This window comes from Gaoshiqia sp. US2, assembly GCF_059705485.1.
In genome coordinates, this window is the sequence record NZ_AP048550.1 from 3335862 (window position 1) to 3355730 (window position 19869).

The window sequence follows — 19869 nt, forward strand, 5'->3', positions numbered from 1 at the left end:
CTGTCTGTGGATTGTTCCGCTTGCAAGGTGCAGCAACCGGATGGAATGTGTGGTAAAAACAATATAAAAAAGAAGGCGTGAACGATTGTCATTATTCCTTGAAACAGGCTCCGCAAGGGCCGAACGAGAGAATAAAACAATGTCCACGCCCTTATTTCTAAGGGCGCTTCCATGCTTCGACCTCTCGTATTGAATTTTGCGGATTCGTTTCAAAGGTCAAAAAAGCGCTATGTCATTTTCGAATCGTTATATGCGATACAAAAATAATGTTTCAGTTTAATACTGCTATGTCTTCATCGTATTTTTGTTTTTCGGTTCAAAATTGATACTTCAAAGGAAACAGTATGTGAAGAAATGGCAAAAGGAATCCGGTTAATACTTATTAATTTCAACTTTATAATTATCAACCTATGAATGATTTGATTACTTTTGTTAAAAACCAGATGACTAAACATTATGGATACACAAGAAAAAGCAGCAAAAAATACTCATCATGGGCATGCCATCAAACGCTACCGCCATACGCTGGGTATTAAACAGGAAGTTTTAGCGGCAGATATGGGAATCAGCCAGTCGCTTGTTTCTTTCTACGAACAGAAAAAGGTTATCGATGACGATATGGTTGATAAATTCGCCAAAGCCCTGAGTATTACTCCGGCTCTTATTAAAGAACTGGAAGAGGATCCCGTAACTGTAATTATTGAAAACAATAATATTGAAACAAATCATGGCAGAGGTTATGTCGGTGTAGACAACAGTGTAAGCCATTGTAATCCGATAGAGCAGATTCTGGAATTAAGCAAGGAAAAGCAAGCTCTGTATGAGCGAATGCTTGAGTTGGAAAAAGAGAAGAATGCGCTGCTGGAGAAGTTGTTGAAGGAGAGGAAATAATCTATTGCGAAAGCAGTAGCGTTAGTTCATGTTTGTTGGGCTTATGGGAAAGAAGTAAATATGAGGGATGACTTCTTAGGTTCCAATATCTTTATTACCGGGTAAAGAAAAATCCTGACTGATGGTTTGATGTGAGTGAGGAGCGTATAAAGATACTTTCCGGATTTGGAAGAATATATTTCACTTTTCACCCGACAAAACGGAAATATATTTCACGATAAATATATTTCGACGTTGTGCACAAGCGTAAAAAGACGGTGCAACCCTGAGATGACTGAAAACGGAGACTTTGCAACCTGACAATTAAGCGGACATTAACTGGACAGTTCTTTAGCATCTTGACAAAGACCAACGAGCCGACACTCAAAGCCGACCTGAATGTTTTTAAAATTTTTGCCGACCCGCATTTTTATTTTTTTCCCAGCGCACATTTAGCACAGTGCGCCTCGAAGTAAGAGGACATAATGTTCTTTAACATGCTATCATTGAGATGGTGGATGTCCCACCGAAAGCGGCATGCAGGAGCAGCTTTCAAACCACTTTATGGTGCTTTTGACTGAAAGGGCATTGGTGCTTAGCAATAAAGAAAAGGCTTCATAAAAGGAGTCAGGTACGGTTAAAGGAGATGAACGCAAGTGAACCTCTGATGAAGTGTCGAGAAAATGTAACCCGTTGGCGAAACTGCCTATTTTGTGCTATTGGCAGGACGAGCATAGCAGATACCTGTTTACTGGCTATGTGCCAACCGATATTAAGGGGGCATGAACTTTAACCAGGCTCATTGATGGAACGAGGGAACCCATACGTTGATGATAAGGGAAAATGCACAAGTGCGACAACACGAGGCAGAAAGTACCAAAGCGATGTATGGGGGCGGACTAAACCGTAGTAGTGTTGAGAGCTATGGAAACATAGAAGGAGCGAAGGGTTTAGGTCAATTAGTAAAACAAATTTTAACAACATGCCATTTTTGGCAAGGAGGATTAAAATGAGTGGAACAAAACCAATACCGGTTACAAAACCAATGGTATGGGAAGCTTACAAGAAAGTGAAAGCCAACGGAGGTTCGGCAGGGATTGACGGGGAAAGCCTCAAGCAATTTGAGGAAAACTTGTCAAATAACCTGTACAAGCTATGGAACAGGCTTTCATCGGGTTCGTACTTTCCACCCCCTGTAAAGGAAGTTGAGATACCCAAATCCGATGGTAAAACCCGAAAGCTCGGGATACCAACAGTAGGGGACAGGGTGGCACAAATGGTGGTTAAAGATTATTTAGAGCCAAGAATGGAAGTAATTTTCCATGAAGACAGTTATGGTTACCGCCCCAACAAGAGCGCACATGATGCACTCCGAAAGGCAAGGCGCAACTGTTGGCTGTTTAATTGGGTGATTGATATTGACATTAAAGGGTTCTTTGATAATATAGACCATGAAAAGTTGTTGCTTGCCATCGATAAGCATGTTAGCGAGAAATGGGCAAAGATGTACGTTGTTCGTTGGTTAACTGCACCTGTGCAGAAATCCAACGGTGATATGTTACACAAACAAGGCAAAGGCACACCGCAAGGTGGGGTTATCAGCCCTTTGCTTGCCAACCTGTTTCTGCACTATGCTTTCGACCAATGGCTGACCAAGTATTTTAACGGGGTAAAGTTTGAACGGTATGCCGATGATATTGTGATTCATTGCAAATCGTTAGAACAGGCACGGTACGTGTTGGAACGACTGCGAAAACGCATGCAAGATTGTAAGCTGGAACTGCATCCTGAAAAGACAAAGCTTGTTTATTGTAAAGACCACAAGCGGACAGGAGACTTCGAATTGGTAAAATTCGATTTTCTTGGGTTTACATTCAAACCACGGTCATCGAAAACAAAAGATGGGCATCTATTCTTGGGTTTTGATTTGGCAATCAGCGTCAAATCGGGTAAACGTATTTTAGAAACCTTACGGCAAACAAACTTTCATCGTTGGACAAGTGCCACCATAGAAAGCATTGCAGCGGAGTTAAACCCGCAACTGAAAGGATGGATAAATTACTATGGCAAGTTCCGTCCATCAGCCATGTCATTTATTTTTCGGTGCTTACATCGCCGATTAATAAAATGGGTTATGAACAGGTATAAATCATTACGGAACAAATTAAAGAAAGCACATCAGTTTCTGGCTAACATTCAGAAATCAAAGCCAACTTTATTTGCATCATGGCAACATGAAACCACCGTAACAGGTTTAAAATTGACAAAAGCCGTATGAAGCGAGAGTTTCACGTACGGTTTTGTGAGAGGCTTGGGCTGAAATGCCCTTGCCTACTCGACTTTGGCTTTGCCCCTGCCCACAAAGCCGACCCTTCGCAAAGCCAAAAGAGCTAAATTTTTGCCCACGCAAACAAATTTACTTGACAGAGAACTTCTTTTACTGAATTATACATATCTTTGCCTAAAACACAAAGAAATTGACTACTAAAGAGCTAAATAGGATTAGAGTTGTATTAGCGGAGCTAAACAAGAAGAACAAATGGCTCGCTGACGAACTCGGAAAAAATCAGGCGACTGTTTCACAATGGTGTAACAACGTGAGACAACCCTCTATTGAAACGCTTGCTGAAATCGCCAATGTTCTTGACGTTGACATACGACAACTGCTTAATCCTACAAAAGAGAAATAATATATGCCGACAAAAAACACATACATTGATTTGTTTGCTGGTTGCGGAGGACTTTCTCTTGGCTTAAATCAATCCGGATGGAAAGGACTATTTGCTATTGAAAAAAGCCCTTATGCTTTTGCAACGTTGAAACACAACTTAATTGACAATCTTAATCATTTTGACTGGCCTGATTGGTTAGAAAAAACCCAGCACGATATAGACGAAGTGCTAAAAGGGAAAATAAAAGAACTAAAAAAATTAAGAGGTAAAGTTGATTTGGTTGCCGGAGGACCGCCTTGTCAGGGCTTTTCTACTGCCGGACGCAGAGAAGAAAGCGACCACAGAAACGAATTGATAAGTTCCTATATCAAGTTCATTCGTCTTGTTCAGCCGAAAATTATCTTCTTTGAAAACGTAAAAGGATTTACCCAACGCTTTGAGAAGAACCGTAGCAAAGGAATTAAATATTCCGAGTTTGTTCAGAAAGCTTTGAGACGTTCAGGAAAAGATTTTAAAGGATACGAAGTTTATGGAGAACTGATTGACTTTTCGGAATTTGGAATACCTCAAAAAAGAACACGCTTTATTTTAGTTGGTATAAGAAAGGACATTTTTGAAAAATCACACTTTATCCCAAGTCATTTCTTTGATTTGCTAAAAAGTAAAAGAAAATCCTTTTTGGTAAACAAAGGTTTAGGCTTAACCCAAAGCCTGCAAGATGCTATTTCTGATTTGTTAGAGAAAAACGGAACGGTTGATTGCCCTGATTCAATTGGGTTTCTATCTTCTGTTTACAGCAAAGCGCAAAGTCCGTATCAAAAATTGATGCGGTCAAAAGTTTCGTCAAAATCTGTTCCTGACAGTCACCGTTTCGCTAACCACGGTAAGGAAACAATATTACTGTTTCAAACGCTTATATCTAAAGCCCCAAAAGGGAAAAAGATTGAGGGAAAAGAAAGAGAAAAGTTCAACATCAAAAAAAGAGGCATTGTCGTTTTAGACCCTAACAAACCTGCTCCAACACTTACATCACATCCTGACGATTATGTTCATTATTGCGAACCAAGAATTTTAAGCGTTAGAGAATATGCCCGAATTCAAACATTTCCGGACTGGTTTGAATTCAAAGCGAAATATACAACCGGAGGGAAATTGCGGATTGTGGAAGTTCCGAGATATACACAGGTGGGTAATGCAATTCCACCACTGTTTGGCGAACAAGCCGGATTAGCTTTAAAACAAATTCTAAATGGCTAATACTGAGACATTCAAAATAAGTGCAGCATTAAAAGACCTTATCGGTAAGGAACTGATTACCGATGAGTTTGTTGCCGTTTTTGAATTAGTCAAAAACTCATTTGATGCAAACGCATCAAAAGTTGAAGTAATTTTTGAAAACAACTATGAACCCGACAACGCAAGAATAATTATTAAAGACAACGGTAAAGGAATGAACTATGACGACCTTAAAAATAAGTGGTTGTTTGTGGCTTATTCTGCCAAGCGTTTGGGTAAAGAGAATGAAGATTATAGGGACAAAATAAAAACGCAAAGAGTATTTGCCGGAGCAAAAGGAGTAGGTCGCTTTTCTTGTGACAGATTGGGAAGATTCTTAAACCTCATAACTATTAAGGATGAATCCAAGCCAAAGATTGAAAACCTTGTAGTGAATTGGGAGGACTTTGAAAACGCTGATGATGAAGAATTTGTAAACATCAAGGTAACGCACAAAGTACTTACTGAAAACGCTTACAAACTAAAAAAAGGAACAGTTTTAGAAATTACCGGACTTCGTGATAATTGGGATAGAGAACAAATTTTAAAATTAAAGAAGTCATTAGCTAAACTCATTAACCCCAATCAGGAAAACGATAGTGATAATTTTGAAATTGAAATAATTGCTAAAGATGAATTAGCACTTGACAAGGAAAAAAACAAAAAGGGTGAAAAGAAAAATGATTTAGAAATTGTAAACGGACTTGTTAGGAACTCCATTTTTGAAACTCTTGAAATAAAAACCTCAAATATTCTTGTTCAAATTAGCCCGAAAGGTGATTACATTGAAACTACATTACAGGATAGAGGCGATTTGATTTATTACCTGAAAGAAAAAAATCCGTACAAGGATTTGAAAAATGTAGGCGTTTATTTGTTTCAATTAAACAGAGCGGCAAAAGCAAATTTCACTCGATTAATGGGAATGGAACCGGTTAAATACGGTTCCGTTTTTATGTATAAAAATGGGTTCAGGGTTTATCCTTATGGCGAAGAGGGCGAAGACGGCCTAGGTATTGAAAGAAGAAAGCAACAGGGATATAAGCGATTTCTCAGCACAAGGGATTTAATTGGGCGCATTGAAATAAACGGCAACCAACCTGAATTGAGAGAAACGACCAGTAGGGATGGAGGACTTGTAAAAACTCAAACTTATCGTGATTTAGTTGATTTCTTCAATGATTATGTTCTAAAACGATTAGAGACATATGTTGTGAATGTTATTCAATGGGGAGATGAAAGGGTAAACAAGGAAACAGGAGAAGTTACCCCTGAACTATGGGCAAAGGATGTTAAGATTCAAATATTGGAGCTTATTTCAGGTTTTATCAACTCGAAGGATATAATAGACATTCAATATGACAAAGATTTTCTTAAAATCATTTCGGAAAAACAAGAACAGAGTGTTGATAAGATTGTAAAAAACATATCAAAAGTAGCTGCCAAGTCTGGGAATCCGGAAATGGTTAAAGAAGCGAAAAAGATTGAAAAGGCTGTTAGGGAAATAAAAGCTGATGCAGACCGGGATAAAGCAAAAGCAGCTATAGAGGAAGAAAAACGCAAGGAGACCGAAAAGAAGCTTGACTATGTTGTAAGCCAAAAAAACTTTCTTCAAAAGGACATTAGTGATGACACCAAGAATTTAGAAAGCATTTTGCATCACATTGGCTTAACAACCAATTTTATCAAAAAAGACATTGAAAACCTTGTTAAGGCAATAAACAGCAATGCTTCAAAGGATGAATTGCAAAGCATTGTTAAGCGATTAAGTCAACAAAACGAAAAAATCACTTCATTTTCAAAATACTTTAAAAAGGTCAATTTCAATATTCATTCAAACAAACTGGATGTAGATGTAATCTCATTCACCAACGAATACATTGAAAACGTGTATAAACTTCGTGATGATTTACGCATCAATAGAGAACTGCTGAATGTGAAAATTAATATGCTTAAAGGATTGGAGCATAAAATCAAATTCAACCCTATTGATATGATTATTGTATTGGACAACCTCATTAGCAATTCATCCAAACACGGAGCATCCATGGTTGAACTGACTTGGACAATGTCCGGTAAATCAATTCAGCTATCCTTCAAAGATGATGGGAAAGGCATTGCCGATAATATTGTGGACAGCATTTTTGATTTTGGTTTCACCACTTCCCGCAGGGGTTCAGGAATCGGTCTTTATCACGTAAAGGAAATCATTGAAAGTTTAAACGGAACAATAAAAGTAAATAACAAACTCAGTAAAGGTGTGGAATTCCTCATCTCTTTTAAAAGCAATAAGTAATGAAACTGGATTACAACATACTATGGTTGGATAACGACCTCAAGGAATACATAACAAATGGAGATGTCGAAAGCATCAAGGAATATCTTATTGAATTGGGTTTTGAGCCAAATATCGTTACGGTTTTTGATGAAGCAGAGCTTGATAAGTATTTGGATATAAGTTACGACTTGATTATTTCCGACTTTAATCTGAATAAAGAGAATGGTGATGTTGTCATTTACCGATTGCGGGAAGAAAAAAAGCTAGACACCGAAATATTGTTCTATTCGGCTAAAACAAATTTTATCCAAGATGCAGCAGTAAAAGAGCGATTGGCATTTATGGAACGAATCAATATTCAAATTGGTCGTGATAGTCTATTGGATAAAATTGAAAAGGTAATTGAACTCACAGTAAGAAAGTTATTTGAACTAAATGCAACCAGAGGATTAATAACTGAGGCAACAAGCGAATTGGATGTTGAGATAGAAGCCCTTTCAATAGCTATTTTACGTAATCATTTGAAAAAGTCAGATGATGAATTAAATAGCATTGTGGAATTTTATGTAAAAGATTTTCTAACTAAGAATCCTGATAAATTTATTGAAAGACATCAGAAAGTTGGATTTGACAGTTCGTTTAAGTTCATCGAAGCAAATAGGAAGTGGGGCATATTTCGGGATTCATTGAAAGAATTTAGCAAATCAAATACAGCAGATGAAATAAAGAAGTTCCTTGAATTTAATAAAACCTACTTTGAAGATGTGATAAAAATCCGAAACAAATTTGCACACTCCAAAGCTGAGAAAAACGGTGATAAGGTCGTTTTAAAAGGACAAATTGAGGGAGAAGATTTTGAATTTGATACAGCTAAGTGTATAGAAATACGGAAGAAACTTATTGACCACAAAAGAGAAATTGAAAACCTGAAAGCATTTTTGGGTATCAAGTAAACCAAATGCCAACTCTTCACAGTCAAACACATTGGCAAGCCCCGCAAGCCGACATGCAAACCAAAGCTTGCCAAAGAGTATGCCTGTCCCACCCGCTAAAGAAAAAATTAAAAATTTCCTTCCCTTCTAAAAATTTTAAAAACTCCAATACGCAACCCGATAGAAATACATTTGGATATTTGGTCGCAAAACTAAATATTGATAAGGGTAGCAAGACATGGATGAAAGAACGCCAGGGCATAATCGAGTAGACTGCCCCGCCAGTAATTAGCTGACGGGGAGAGCCTCTCACACCACTGTACGTACGGGTCTCGTATACAGCGGTTCATTAAGATATGGGGCAACTTTCTCGTAATACGTAAGCAACGCTTGATAACCTCTTTTTCGGTAAGCATTCGGCGTAATACATATTGCCAGCCAGGGGATCTCGCCGTTTCTTTGATGGAAAAAAATGAGGATGACACGATCAACATTTGAGAGGCTCTTCCAGGAGTATCAGGAGTCGGGCTTGAACGTAAAGTACATATTCCGGTGATACCCGTTCACGTTTTCCGGTGATATCCGTTCACTTTTTGTTCAAAAACGATTAGGCAGATATAAAATTAATACTTCTTTCTAAGACTTTCTCCTTTTAATTGAAAACGTATCGACTTATGGACAATTCTGTCCAAACAAGATTCTGCAATCAATTCATTTCCTATAACTGCATACCAGTCGTTTACCGGTAGCTGGCTGGATATTATCAATGCTTTTTTTCGATATCTGTCATCAACAATTTGTTGAAAATCGTTTTGTTGTTGCCCTTCTAATGCTTTCATGCCAAAGTCATCTATGATTAACATGTCCACCCGTGAGAGCTTTTCCATGAATCGCATTTCTTGACCTTGCAATCGTTCGAGCTTGATTCTGTCTAATAACTTTTGCATAGTAATGAATGCGACATTAAATCCCAATCGACATGCCCTATCGCCCAAGGCAACAGCTAAATAGGTTTTGCCTGTTCCGGTAGGTCCGTTAATCACTATTGTTTGTCCATTGCGGACAAATCCACACGTACCCAACAGTGCCACAGTGGTTGCGTCAACACCTCTGGCTGTGCCATAATCAAGTTCCTCCAGCGAAGCCGGATACGGGAACGCGGCTTCTTTGAGCAACCGGGCTATACGGTTTGTTTTTCGGGTGTCCTGTTCGGTTTGCAACATTAGCTGCAGCCCATCACGAAGTGAGAGTTTGTCGGCCCTGCGTGTTTCACACAGGGAGGTCCAGCAATCGGCCATACCGGGAAGCTTCAGTTTGTGAAGCGATTTTTCAATTTCTTGCATACAATGTTTTTTCAATTGGTTATTTATAATACGAGTTTCCCCGCATGTTTTCATGGTTCGTTGGTTGTGGATTCATGCATTTCTCACTCTGGATCTGCGATTTCGCCACATTAAGATTGTTGATTACGTTTTGTAAAAACTTGCCCGAGTATGACCTGTTTTGGATGGCAATCCGGCAGGCTTGTTCAAAATCGGCAATTGGTGTTTTCCGCCCTATCGAGAGCATATAATCACAGGTCTTGTATTTAAACTCGGGAGGAATCTGGCGTTGTTCCAAATCAAGAAACATGTTCGATACAAGCTGCTTAAATACAGCACTGTGCTTATCCGCTTTCTCCTGATAATACTCGGGCGAACGGCTCAAAAAGGCATTGGAATTGGATGCCAGATGTTCTTTTATGTGCGTATGCCCAAAGCCTAAGCGACGCTCATGTGTAGCCACCAATTCATTGTTTACAAATATCTTGACCAATGTGCGGGTGTAAATTATATGGCTGCGTTTGCCAATATGGATAAAGGGGACGGAGTAATAATGTTTGTCGCGTGCCAGGCAAACAAACCCATCGTTACGGACTTGCAAATTGCAGGTAAACTTCATTTCATAAGGCTGTTCGGGCAAAGGGGAGAGCGTGTCCTTTTCAACCGCAAAAAATTGTTCTTCACGGCTGTAGGGGCGTTGTTGCATCCGTGTTTGATTGTGTTCAAGCATTTTTTGCGATACCGCTTCATTCAAATCCTCCAATGAATAAAACGTGGTGCTGCGCAGCTTGGCATATACCCGTCGGTAAATGATCTTCACCTGGTTCTCTACCAATGCCTTGTGTGTAGGAGAATATGGGCGGCAGGGAATGGTTACAAAGTGATAATGGTTGCCCATGTCTTCCAATGCTTTGTTCAGCGTTGGTTCATACCTGTCTGCCTTTATTACAGCCGATTTAAGGTTGTCGGTTACCAAAATCTTGGGTACGCCCCCAATGGCTTCCAAACACTTGGAAATGGCATGTAGAAAATCCTCCACCCGTTGAGAGGGAATGCACATCGCAAAAGCATAATCCGTGTAAGGCAAACAGGCCACAAATACTTGCACCTTGGTTATTTCACCTGTTTCTGTGTTTATATATTCCATTGTATCGCCTGCAAAATCGACAAATAATTTTTCGCCCGGTACATACGTATCACTCAACACCGTTGTAGGTTTAGCGGCTGCTAATTGCTGTTTTAAGTGATGGAAAAACTGAGTCTTACGATAGCCGTCAGGATGCTTGGCGATATATTCCTGCCATACAAGAAATCGGGTTACATGTTTGTGCCCCAACGAGGCTTTAAAATGTGGCAACTCATCTAAAAACGTTTGGTGCCGGTAGTCTGTATATGCCGGATTGCCTGCCCTGAAGCGTGCTTCAAGTTCGGGATCTTCCATGCTCAATGCTTGTTTTAGCGTCAATGAATCAAGGTTAAAAAACCGAACATAATTATTGACCGTCTCTTTGTTTATGTCCAAATCCTTGGCTATTTGACGGTTCGACACTCCGTTCCCGCTCAACTGGAGAACTTGTTTTATTCTACTCATACTTGCTGATTTTCCTGCCATATTGCCTTTGCTCAGTTGGGTGATTATATTGTTGCAAAGGTGCGAATGAACGGATATGCTCCGGAAAATGAAAAGTGCCAATCCGTGAACGGGTATGCTCCGGAATTCAAGTGTTTTTGTTACAGTTTTTTGTCTTCTCATCCTGTTTTAAGCCTATTTTTAGCGAAAACAGACATGAAAAACGTGGTTTTGAAGGATCAACTTTCAATTTGGAACTGAAATGTTTCTACTCAAAAGTGGGTGGGTATGCTCCGGAATATGTACGTAAAGGACTTTTGTTCCAACCAGGGCTTTGCCCCTTCCACATTCTACTACTGGAAGAAACAATTGGGTGAGATGTCGCGGCATCAGCCCGAGAGTTTTGTTCCGCTGGTCTTTGATTCCAACTTACCGGTTGCCAGTCGGCGGACAATCCAGGCTCCCATCAATAGTTCCGGTATCCCAGGCAATCAGGCTCCCATCGAGTTTGTGTTTCCCAACGGTACAAAAATGATGATAAGAGATAAGGCCGATATGCATTTGCTAAAAGCAATTGTTCACCTGTTTGATTAGAGCCGGATGTTTCATTTACATGGTAAGCTAAAGTACTTTCTTTATCCGGCACCGGTGGATATGCGCAAAAGCTTTTACACCCTCAGTGGCATAGTAAGCTCGGTCATGAAACGCGATGTTCAAAGCGGTGAGGTTTTCATTTTTGTCAACCGAAGACTCACCATCATGAAGATTCTGCACCTGGAGCACGGTGGCCTGGTTATCTATCACAAGAAGCTTGAAAGTGGGGTTTTTAAGCTTCCCACCTTCGGTGAAGCCCTCACGTCTCAGTCCATTGATTGGCACGATTTAATGATGATTGTAAAAAATGTGAAGCCTAAAAAAAGGCTCTTGAAAAAGCGACAAAGCGAAGCACTTTTTTAGTTTTTTTTCAGGCACCAAAAATTGGCTGAAAGCCTTGATTTTACTATCTTTACGCTCATAATCAAACAGTGGTAAATGAGCGATTTTGCAACCGGTAAAGATGTGTTAATCCAGGAGCTTCTTCAGGAACGTGATGAGCTGTTCCAGGAGCTTTCCCGGTTGCGAAAAGTCGATAACGGGGCCTTGGAAGCCCTGGAGTCCAAAAATCAGAAACTCGAGGTTGTCGTAGCTCAAAAAGACCAGCAAATCCATAAGCTTACCGATCAGCTGGCCTGGTTTCGCCACAAGTTTTTTGGGAAATCCAGCGAAAAGCATATTGCAGAAGATCCCAATCAAAGAAAGATTGACTGGGATGGCCTGGATGTACTTTCTGAAGAACAGATCGCCATAAAAGATGCAGAGAAAGAGTTAATCGAGTATGAACGGCGCAAGCCTGAAAGAGAGAAAAAGAACGCTGTTCGCCAGCCGCTTCCAGACCACCTCAGGCGGGAGATAGAAGTAATAGAGCCCGAAGGAGTCCAGGATAACTGGGTACGCATTGGCGAGGAAGTAACAGAAATACTTGAACACAAACCCGGCGAGATTTATGTACGCCGGATAGAACGCCCAAAATACGCCGTAAAGCAATCAGCAGGAGAAGAAAATATTACGAATGAACAGGACCGGAAGGAAAACCCGGCTATCCGTATTGCATCCATGCCACTATTGCCTTTACCCCGAAGCAATGCCGGCCCTTCGTTGTTGGCCGAGCTGATGATGAACAAATATTTTTACCACCTGCCTTTTCATCGTCAGATTGCCATATTAAAGATGGTCGGGGTAAGATTGCCCGCATCAACCGTTAATGGTTGGTTCCAGGGCAGCAGCGATTTACTTCGGGCGCTTTATCTTCGCTTAAAAGAACTCATTCTGGCATCCGACTACATCCAGGTTGATGAAAGCACCATCCCGGTTATCAATAACGAAAAGCACAAAGCCAGTAAAGCTTACCTGTGGATGGTCCGCTCGGTAATGGACAACCTTGTTTTCTTTCACTACGATAAAGGCTCCCGGGCCGGGAAAGTAGTGGTTGATCTTTTGAAAAATTACCAGGGAGCTGTTCAAACCGACGGTTATCAGGCATACTCAATCTATGAGCAAAAGAAAGGTGTTTTGCTCCTGGGTTGCTGGGCGCATGCGCGCCGCAAATTCTCCGAAAGTCTTCCCGAAGACAAAGCCGGAGCAGGGTATGCATTGGCACAAATAGCCAAACTCTATCAAGTTGAAGAAATGGCCACTGACCAGGAAATGGATTTCCGGCAAAGAGCTGAACTTCGAAAACGGCTGGCCTATCCAATTATGCGTGCCTTTGAAAAATGGATTGAAGGATATTACCCTAAAGCGCTGCCGGGTGGTAGAATGGGCAAAGCGCTGGCTTATACCTACAATCTTTTTATGCGTCTGTCCCGCTATCATTTGGATGGCCGCTACCTGCCTGACAACAACCTGGCCGAAAATGCCATCAGGCCACTGGCCGTAGGAAGAAAGGGGTATTTGTTTTGTGGCAATCATGAGTCGGCAGAGAATGCTGCCATCATGTATTCCCTGCTGGGGTGCTGTAAAGCCAGTGATGTGAATCCCCGGGAATGGTTGACCGATGTATTTACCAGAATCTCATTGTACAACAACAACTACGATTTAGACTTGGCCGACCTTTTGCCACACCGTTGGAAAAAATCCAACAAATGCCAGAGTTTTTCAGAAAACTCCAACTAATTCCAAGAGATTCCAGTAGAACTTAGAAAATTCCAAATCTCAGGCTGGTATCCCCGGTCTAAGAGAAAATTCAGTATACGTGGCAGGCCGAATGCTTACCTTTTTCGCAATCGCTCCAGGGTAATGGTCGTTCCCAGAATCGGGCTTTGGGCAATAGCCCATCCCCCCATTCGCGAACGGCTCCATTGGTAGGCCTGTTCGGGTGAAACACCCAACCGGATCAGGTTCTTTCGTTTCCGTTCCGGCTTTTTCCAATGATGCCAGATACAGTACCGCAGGCGATTCCTCAGCCACCCGTCGATATCCTTCAGTTTGACCTGGATACTGGCCATCCGGAAGTAATTAAGCCAACCCTGGGAGACTTCTTTGAGCTTTTGGATGCGCTCGTCGAAGCTCATCGGGGTGGTTTTTCGGGTGATCGTTTTCAGCTTTTCTTTGAGTGATTTCCAACTCTTTTCGCTTGCAACCAGTTGGTATTTGCCTTTCTCCCCTTTTCGGTAAGTGGGTACGAATCCGTAGCCCAAAACCTTGAAGTTGACCGGACGGCGGATGCCGCTTTTCTCCCGGTTGATGGGCAGTTTCAGCTTATCCTTTAGAAACAGGAAAATGCTGTTGCCAATCTTGCAGGCTGCCGTTTTACTGTTGGTGTACACACTAAAATCATCGGCATAGCGCACATAGCGAAATCCTTGCTTTTCCAGTTCTTTGTCCAACTCATTGAGCATGATGTTGGACAACAGCGGGCTAAGCGGGCTTCCCTGTGGCACGCCTTTACGGCGCTTGACCAAGTTGCCGTTGATTTGAATCGGCGCTCTCAGCCATTTGCGGATCAGCCGTAGCGTGAGCGGGCATTTGACCTTCCTGTAGATCAATTGCAGTAAAATACAGTGGTCTACTTCATCGAAGAAGCTTTTCAGGTCGATATCAACAATATGCTGATAGCCCGAGTTGATGTATTCCTGCGCTTTTAACACGGCCTGCCGGGCATTGCGGTTAGGCCGGAAACCATAGCTGTAATCTTCAAACTCCATCTCAAATTTGATGGCTAAAACCTGACCAACGGCTTGTTGAAGCATCCGGTCGGTTACGGTAGGTACGCCCAACAGGCGGACTTTACCGTTGCTTTTGGGGATTTCCACCCCTCGAATGGCTTGTGGTTGGTACTTCCCTTGCCGGATTTCGGATTCTATCTGCTCCCTGTTAGTGGTCAGGTGGGCATATAGTTCCTTCACCGGCATACCATCAACGCCTGCCGAACCTTTGTTCGACACCACCTGACGGTAAGCACGCATCATATTCCTCCGGTTGAGTACCTGTTCAATCATTCCCGTTTTCGTTTTATTCGGTTGCCCTGTTCCGCTTAAGACAGGGCTGGCAATGCCTCCCTGACGAATTTGGAACATCTTAATGTTCGGCCCTTCACTACCTCGGTGAGTCCTCCGATTCATTCATCGGCTCGTTACCGGCAGCTACTATGTCCTCTGCTGACTTCTCACTCCGGCCAACACGTGGTTAGTGAGATCTCCCCTGGTAAAAGCTTTTCCCTTCCTCCAATGCCTGCCTGATCTACTATAAAACGATTTTGGCGTTCGTCGGACGTTACAATGATGTGCTTGCTTATCCTCGTTTAATAGCCTCGTATCAGATTCCTGTTCGTCAGTACCGGATTTTGCCGTTTGGCTTCCTTCAGTGCATTCCTCACGGAAAACCACCTTGCCACTTGCTAATACTTCCGGGCGTTACCCCAGCGTATAAGGGATTTACACCCTTTGGAAAAATACACACTTGTTATTTGCTACTATGTAAAGTTTATTTGTATTTTTAAACTTTTTCCAGAGCTTACAACAAGTGTGCGCGCTGCTTATGCAGGGCGCACACATCGTATATAAAACATTTGGCAATCAGTGGGTTATCGAACGTTTCAGCCCGTATCAAAAGTAGTTGTAACTTGACAGGGAAGTGCTTCGAAATGCCAAACGTTTCATATACGTAACCGTTAGGCAAAATTAAAAAATGACACATATACATGACAACCAGTAAAATTTCCCTATTTATTTTGATTCTTTTATCATTTTCTTGCAGAGTTTTTGGACAGGAATCTTCCTCTGATTCTATTACCACGAATAAAAAACAGGAATTTAAATACTCATCGTTAATTGTTCCATCTGTATTAATTGGATATGGAGTTGTTGGAATTGAAAGCGATGGACTTAAAATCTGGAATTCAGAAATAAAAGAAGAGGTTAATGAAAATATTGATGAGAAGCTAACAATTGATGATTTCTCTCAATATGCACCAATGTTGACTGTTTATGCACTAGATGCATTGGGAATAAAAGGAAAAAATAATTTTAGAGATAAAACAACTATTTTAGCTACATCATATCTCATAATGGCAACTACTGTTTCTAGTCTGAAATTAACAACAAATATAATGAGACCAGATGGTAGTTCTAATAATTCGTTTCCTTCAGGTCATACTGCCACAGCATTTATGGGAGCTGAATTTCTTTGGCAAGAATATAGAGATGTTTCTGTTTGGTATGGAATTACAGGTTATATTATTGCGACAGGAACAGGTTTTTTTAGAATGTATAATGACAGACATTGGTTAACTGATGTTGCAGCGGGTGCAGGTATTGGGATTCTAAGCACAAAAATTGCTTACTGGGTGAATCCATATATTACAAAGAAACTCTTTCACGATAGAAATAAACAATCTGCATCATTACTCTATCCATATTATAATGGAGAACAATTGGGGCTAGGATTTGCAATAAGATTTTAAAATAAACTTTGCCTAATAAATAGGACTCTGAGCGGTCTGCAAGACCCAGCGATGAGTGTGTGTTGGACTACACCCGCCGGGCCCAGGGCTATGCACTTACCGAAGGTTTTTAGTGATTTTTTTAAAATAAAACAGGCAGAAAGCGGCCTGAGGTTCTTTGACGTATGACAGGTTTTTGTGCTTTTTCACGCCAATGACACAAGCACGTTGATGGCTATGCCCTGTTTTTTTGCCGTTTTTGCCGGTAACGGGGCATACCTCTCCCGGTTGCGCGGGAACGCAAGTTGGAGTTGTTGATTATGATTGTGTTAACGGTTTGTTCAACTGGCCCCATGCCGGAGACCGGATGCGTGGCAGTTCTCTTACAGCGATCATCTTCCCGGTTTTGCACACCGGGCAAAGGCAGGGGTTTATGCCAGTCAGCCTTGCAAACCGTTCAACATTGGTTTCGGGAGGTTTTTGCTTTTTGATTAGCGCGTCAATGTCGGGCTTTTCTTCCGAAACAAACTGTAGCTCAATCATCGTAAAACCCGATTTCTTTCTCATATTCAGAAATTTTAAGGTAAATAATCTCCGAGTATAGGAAGAATCGGGTAATTTTAAACCAGCTACCCGCGAAGGCGGGTTTAGTTCAACAACGGCTCATACCCAATTGGGGTTTAAGTGGTTGTTTAAGAGTTGTAGCTCGTTCGTTCATTTATGTATTTTGATAGGTTCGTACTTCGCATTCCCCAAATGGGCATAGCCGCTAGCGTTGTGGCTCATTTAAAGAAAAAATAAAGCTCAAATAAACGAATTAATGAGCTATAAAAACTATCTTTGTGAGCTAAATTATTCAGAATGATTGATTCAAGAGAACAACAGATAATTGACTTTATAAAGCAAAGAGGAGCCTGTTCTTCAAAAGAAGTCCACGATAATGTAGACATTTCTATCAGTTATGCAACATTAAAAAGAATTTTATCAAAGTTAATAACAGACAGTTATCTTGTAACAGTTGGACAAGGTAAAGGAACCAAATATACTATTTCCCCAACATTTGAGCTTTTAGCGCCAATTGACATTGAAAAGTATTATGAGGAAGAAATTGATGATAGAGTTATAAAAGAAAGTTTCAATTTTTCAATTATCAACGAAGTTCTTGCGAAGAATAGTGTTTTTACTGAAACTGAAATAGAGAAACTCAACTTACTTCAAGCAAAATTTCGGAACAATATTTCACAACTCTCAGAAATTGAATATAAAAAAGAATTTGAACGATTAGCAATTGATTTAAGTTGGAAATCTTCGCAAATAGAAGGTAACACATATTCATTATTGGAAACCGAGAGGTTGCTAAAAGACAGGGAAACAGCAGCTGGAAAAACTAAGGAAGAAGCGATAATGCTTTTGAACCATAAAGAAGCATTGGATTTCATAATTGAAAACACCGATTATTTGAATCCATTATCTGTTTCAAAAATAGAGGACATTCATAGTATTTTGACCAAAGAACTGTTAGTAGAGCGAAATCTAAGAAAGCGCCGTGTTGGTATTTCAGGGACAAATTATCGTCCATTAGACAATGAATTTCAAATTTTAGAAGCATTAAGGAATTCTTGTGATGTAATTAACTCTAAGAAAAGTGTTTTTGAAAAAGCGTTGTTGGCACTAGTGTTGATTTCATATATTCAGCCATTTATGGATGGGAATAAAAGAACTGCAAGAATTGTGAGCAATGCAATTTTAATGAATGAAAAACACTGTCCCTTATCCTTTAGAACGATTGATTCTATTGACTACAAGAAGGCAATGTTATTATTTTATGAGCAGAATAATATTTCCAAGTTCAAAGAGATTTTTATAAATCAATTTGAATTTGCAGTGAAAACATATTTCTAGAAATGAAAAACGAGCCACAATGTGTTTAAATGATGGAATTACAGGTTATTCAAAGCAAAATTCACGAGATCAGGGGCCAGCAGGTCATGTTGGACCGGGATCTGGCCGGAATGTATGGTGTAGAAACACGTGTACTAAATCAGGCAGTTAAGCGCAATATGGAAAGGTTTCCTGAAGATTTTATGTTTCAGTTAACCGATGAAGAATTTCAGAATTGGAAATCACAAATTGTGATAACCAATTCTGTTAATATGGGGTTAAGACGTAAACCGTATGCTTTTACCGAATTGGGAGTAGCCATGTTAAGCAGTGTACTTAACTCAAAAATGGCGATTCAAATAAACATGGGTATCATGCGAGCCTTTGTCGCTATCCGGAAGTATATGATCCAAGCTGCTCCATCGTCCCTTTCCCTGGAACTGGAAGAGATTAAGGAACGCATCAAAGCCCTGGAAGAAGTTAGCGAAGAAAATGAAGAGAAGTTTGATGACATTTATGTTGCGTTGACCGAACTGGCCATGAAACAAAAACTTGCTGCCAAATCACGTCAGCCCATTGGATTTGTAAAACCAAAGGAATAAATTAAGACTCCCGGTTCGGCCGGCGTGGTTTTGCAATTGGACTGGATTTTGGGAAAATGAGTCGCTTGCCGGCCGCTGGCTGATCAGCATTTGTAGCGCTGATCGTATTTAGCCCGGCATTGTTAACCGGAATTTCGAATAAACGTTACGATATGGCAAATTCAGAAATCATATTATACACCACGCCGCAGGGAGAAATTAAAGTCGAAGTAATTCTTCAGGATGAAACAGTTTGGCTTACTTAGCGAGCGATGGGCGAATTGTTTGGGGTCTTGATTTTTATAATCTCGACGCCATTATTTCGGTGGGGTACCGGGTAAATTCGCATCAGGCAACACAATTCCGGATTTGGGCAACCAAAACATTAAAAGAATTTATTATTAAGGGTTTTGTTCTCGACGACGAGCGGTTGAAACAGGGGAAAAGACTTTTCGGGAAGGATTATTTCGATGAATTACTGGAAAGGATTCGCGAAATCCGGGCAAGTGAGAGAAGATTCTACCAGAAAATTACTGACATCTACGCAGAATGCAGTATTGATTATCAACCCAAAGCTGAAATCACGCAGTTATTTTATAAAACCGTCCAGAATAAAATGCACTGGGCCATTACCGGACAAACTGCTGCCGAAATAATTTCATCGAGGGCAAAAGCAGAATTGCCAAACATGGGATTAACAACCTGGCCGAAAATGCCATCAGGCCACTGGCCGTAGGAAGAAAGGGCTATCTGTTTTGTGGCAATCATGAGTCGGCAGAGAATGCGGCCATCATGTATTCCCTGCTGGGATGCTGTAAGGCTAGTGATGTGAATCCCCGGGAATGGTTGACCGATGTGTTTACCAAAATCTCATTGTACAACAGCAATTACGATTTAGACCTGGCCGACCTTTTGCCACACCGTTGGAAAAAATCCAACAATTGCCAGCGTTTTTCAGAAAACTCCAAACTAATTCCAAGAGATTCTGGTTACAAACCCTCGAGAGCGG

Annotated in this window: 17 protein-coding genes and 1 pseudogene; 14 read left to right on the forward strand and 4 right to left on the reverse strand. The window is 40.8% G+C overall.

The window, feature by feature from the left end; genetic code table 11:
• Positions 1–456: 456 nt before the first annotated feature.
• The 6 genes from AC6H3C_RS13410 to AC6H3C_RS13435 all read left to right on the forward strand — a co-directional run bounded on the left by AC6H3C_RS13410 (position 457) and on the right by AC6H3C_RS13435 (position 8048).
• Positions 457–891 carry a helix-turn-helix domain-containing protein gene (locus tag AC6H3C_RS13410; protein ID WP_497515894.1) on the forward strand — a complete coding sequence of 145 codons (435 nt, stop codon included), beginning with the start codon at positions 457–459 and terminating at the stop codon, positions 889–891.
• A 961-nt stretch (positions 892–1852) separates the two neighbouring features.
• Complete coding sequence (gene ltrA / locus AC6H3C_RS13415; protein WP_497515896.1) at positions 1853–3148, forward strand: group II intron reverse transcriptase/maturase; 1296 nt, start codon at positions 1853–1855, stop codon at positions 3146–3148.
• A gap of 199 nt (positions 3149–3347) precedes the next feature.
• Complete coding sequence (locus AC6H3C_RS13420; protein WP_497515897.1) at positions 3348–3560, forward strand: helix-turn-helix transcriptional regulator; 213 nt, start codon at positions 3348–3350, stop codon at positions 3558–3560.
• Between the two features lie 3 nt (positions 3561–3563).
• Positions 3564–4799, forward strand: a complete 1236-nt coding sequence (locus AC6H3C_RS13425) for a DNA cytosine methyltransferase (protein WP_497515898.1) — start codon at positions 3564–3566, stop codon at positions 4797–4799.
• Complete coding sequence (locus AC6H3C_RS13430; protein WP_497515899.1) at positions 4792–7113, forward strand: sensor histidine kinase; 2322 nt, start codon at positions 4792–4794, stop codon at positions 7111–7113. The genes AC6H3C_RS13425 and AC6H3C_RS13430 overlap by 8 nt, the downstream gene beginning before the upstream one ends.
• Positions 7113–8048 (forward strand): hypothetical protein, encoded by a 936-nt coding sequence (locus AC6H3C_RS13435; protein WP_497515900.1) that lies wholly within the window; start codon positions 7113–7115, stop codon positions 8046–8048. The genes AC6H3C_RS13430 and AC6H3C_RS13435 overlap by 1 nt, the downstream gene beginning before the upstream one ends.
• Before the next feature lie 602 nt (positions 8049–8650).
• On the opposite strand, the gene istB is transcribed toward AC6H3C_RS13435, so the two are convergent.
• Positions 8651–9370, reverse strand: coding sequence for an IS21-like element helper ATPase IstB (gene istB, locus AC6H3C_RS13440; protein WP_497515901.1), 720 nt, complete (start codon positions 9368–9370; stop codon positions 8651–8653).
• A gap of 19 nt (positions 9371–9389) precedes the next feature.
• Positions 9390–10940 carry an IS21 family transposase gene (istA, locus tag AC6H3C_RS13445; protein WP_497515902.1) on the reverse strand — a complete coding sequence of 517 codons (1551 nt, stop codon included), beginning with the start codon at positions 10938–10940 and terminating at the stop codon, positions 9390–9392.
• Between the two features lie 267 nt (positions 10941–11207).
• Here istA and tnpA point away from each other — a divergent pair, with 267 nt between their 5' ends.
• The 3 genes from tnpA to tnpC all read left to right on the forward strand — a co-directional run bounded on the left by tnpA (position 11208) and on the right by tnpC (position 13631).
• On the forward strand, positions 11208–11513 hold the full coding sequence (tnpA, locus tag AC6H3C_RS13450) for an IS66 family insertion sequence element accessory protein TnpA (RefSeq protein WP_497515903.1): 306 nt from the start codon (positions 11208–11210) through the stop codon (positions 11511–11513).
• A 6-nt stretch (positions 11514–11519) separates the two neighbouring features.
• Complete coding sequence (gene tnpB / locus AC6H3C_RS13455) at positions 11520–11876, forward strand: IS66 family insertion sequence element accessory protein TnpB (protein ID WP_497515904.1); 357 nt, start codon at positions 11520–11522, stop codon at positions 11874–11876.
• A 75-nt stretch (positions 11877–11951) separates the two neighbouring features.
• A complete protein-coding gene (gene tnpC, locus AC6H3C_RS13460; RefSeq protein WP_497515906.1) occupies positions 11952–13631 on the forward strand; it encodes an IS66 family transposase in 1680 nt (559 codons plus the stop codon).
• Positions 13632–13726: 95 nt separating this feature from the next.
• Here the strand turns inward: tnpC and ltrA (AC6H3C_RS13465) are convergent, their stop codons facing one another.
• Positions 13727–15034 (reverse strand): group II intron reverse transcriptase/maturase, encoded by a 1308-nt coding sequence (gene ltrA, locus AC6H3C_RS13465; protein WP_497515907.1) that lies wholly within the window; start codon positions 15032–15034, stop codon positions 13727–13729.
• A gap of 623 nt (positions 15035–15657) precedes the next feature.
• On the opposite strand from ltrA (AC6H3C_RS13465), the gene AC6H3C_RS13470 reads away from it, so the two are divergent.
• On the forward strand, positions 15658–16419 hold the full coding sequence (locus AC6H3C_RS13470; RefSeq protein ID WP_497515908.1) for a phosphatase PAP2 family protein: 762 nt from the start codon (positions 15658–15660) through the stop codon (positions 16417–16419).
• 297 nt (positions 16420–16716) lie between these two features.
• Here the strand turns inward: AC6H3C_RS13470 and AC6H3C_RS13475 are convergent, their stop codons facing one another.
• Positions 16717–16965 carry a hypothetical protein gene (locus tag AC6H3C_RS13475; protein ID WP_497515909.1) on the reverse strand — a complete coding sequence of 83 codons (249 nt, stop codon included), beginning with the start codon at positions 16963–16965 and terminating at the stop codon, positions 16717–16719.
• A 294-nt stretch (positions 16966–17259) separates the two neighbouring features.
• Here AC6H3C_RS13475 and AC6H3C_RS13480 point away from each other — a divergent pair, with 294 nt between their 5' ends.
• The 4 genes and pseudogenes from AC6H3C_RS13480 to AC6H3C_RS13495 form a co-directional block, all read left to right on the forward strand.
• Positions 17260–18300, forward strand: a complete 1041-nt coding sequence (locus tag AC6H3C_RS13480) for a Fic family protein (protein ID WP_497515910.1) — start codon at positions 17260–17262, stop codon at positions 18298–18300.
• Between the two features lie 29 nt (positions 18301–18329).
• Positions 18330–18881: an ORF6N domain-containing protein gene (locus tag AC6H3C_RS13485; RefSeq protein WP_497515911.1), complete on the forward strand. Its 552-nt coding sequence runs from the start codon at positions 18330–18332 to the stop codon at positions 18879–18881.
• Between the two features lie 304 nt (positions 18882–19185).
• On the forward strand, positions 19186–19596 hold the full coding sequence (rhuM, locus tag AC6H3C_RS13490) for a RhuM family protein (protein ID WP_497521270.1): 411 nt from the start codon (positions 19186–19188) through the stop codon (positions 19594–19596).
• Positions 19557–19799: pseudogene (locus tag AC6H3C_RS13495) on the forward strand (transposase domain-containing protein); the annotation flags it as partial. The gene rhuM and the pseudogene AC6H3C_RS13495, both read left to right, overlap by 40 nt.
• Positions 19800–19869 lie beyond the last annotated feature (70 nt).

What these genes read in the sequence shown, in the direction of transcription:
- AC6H3C_RS13410 (WP_497515894.1), top strand. Translation starts at nt 457, where the DNA reads ATGGATACACAAGAAAAAGCAGCAAAAAATACTCATCATGGGCATGCC.
- ltrA (WP_497515896.1), top strand. Translation starts at nt 1,853, where the DNA reads ATGCCATTTTTGGCAAGGAGGATTAAAATGAGTGGAACAAAACCAATA.
- AC6H3C_RS13425 (WP_497515898.1), top strand. Translation starts at nt 3,564, where the DNA reads ATGCCGACAAAAAACACATACATTGATTTGTTTGCTGGTTGCGGAGGA.
- AC6H3C_RS13430 (WP_497515899.1), top strand. Translation starts at nt 4,792, where the DNA reads ATGGCTAATACTGAGACATTCAAAATAAGTGCAGCATTAAAAGACCTT.
- AC6H3C_RS13435 (WP_497515900.1), top strand. Translation starts at nt 7,113, where the DNA reads ATGAAACTGGATTACAACATACTATGGTTGGATAACGACCTCAAGGAA.
- istB (WP_497515901.1), bottom strand. Translation starts at nt 9,370, where the DNA reads ATGCAAGAAATTGAAAAATCGCTTCACAAACTGAAGCTTCCCGGTATG.
- istA (WP_497515902.1), bottom strand. Translation starts at nt 10,940, where the DNA reads ATGAGTAGAATAAAACAAGTTCTCCAGTTGAGCGGGAACGGAGTGTCG.
- tnpA (WP_497515903.1), top strand. Translation starts at nt 11,208, where the DNA reads ATGCTCCGGAATATGTACGTAAAGGACTTTTGTTCCAACCAGGGCTTT.
- tnpB (WP_497515904.1), top strand. Translation starts at nt 11,520, where the DNA reads ATGTTTCATTTACATGGTAAGCTAAAGTACTTTCTTTATCCGGCACCG.
- tnpC (WP_497515906.1), top strand. Translation starts at nt 11,952, where the DNA reads ATGAGCGATTTTGCAACCGGTAAAGATGTGTTAATCCAGGAGCTTCTT.
- ltrA (WP_497515907.1), bottom strand. Translation starts at nt 15,034, where the DNA reads ATGTTCCAAATTCGTCAGGGAGGCATTGCCAGCCCTGTCTTAAGCGGA.
- AC6H3C_RS13470 (WP_497515908.1), top strand. Translation starts at nt 15,658, where the DNA reads ATGACAACCAGTAAAATTTCCCTATTTATTTTGATTCTTTTATCATTT.
- AC6H3C_RS13475 (WP_497515909.1), bottom strand. Translation starts at nt 16,965, where the DNA reads ATGAGAAAGAAATCGGGTTTTACGATGATTGAGCTACAGTTTGTTTCG.
- AC6H3C_RS13480 (WP_497515910.1), top strand. Translation starts at nt 17,260, where the DNA reads ATGATTGATTCAAGAGAACAACAGATAATTGACTTTATAAAGCAAAGA.
- AC6H3C_RS13485 (WP_497515911.1), top strand. Translation starts at nt 18,330, where the DNA reads ATGATGGAATTACAGGTTATTCAAAGCAAAATTCACGAGATCAGGGGC.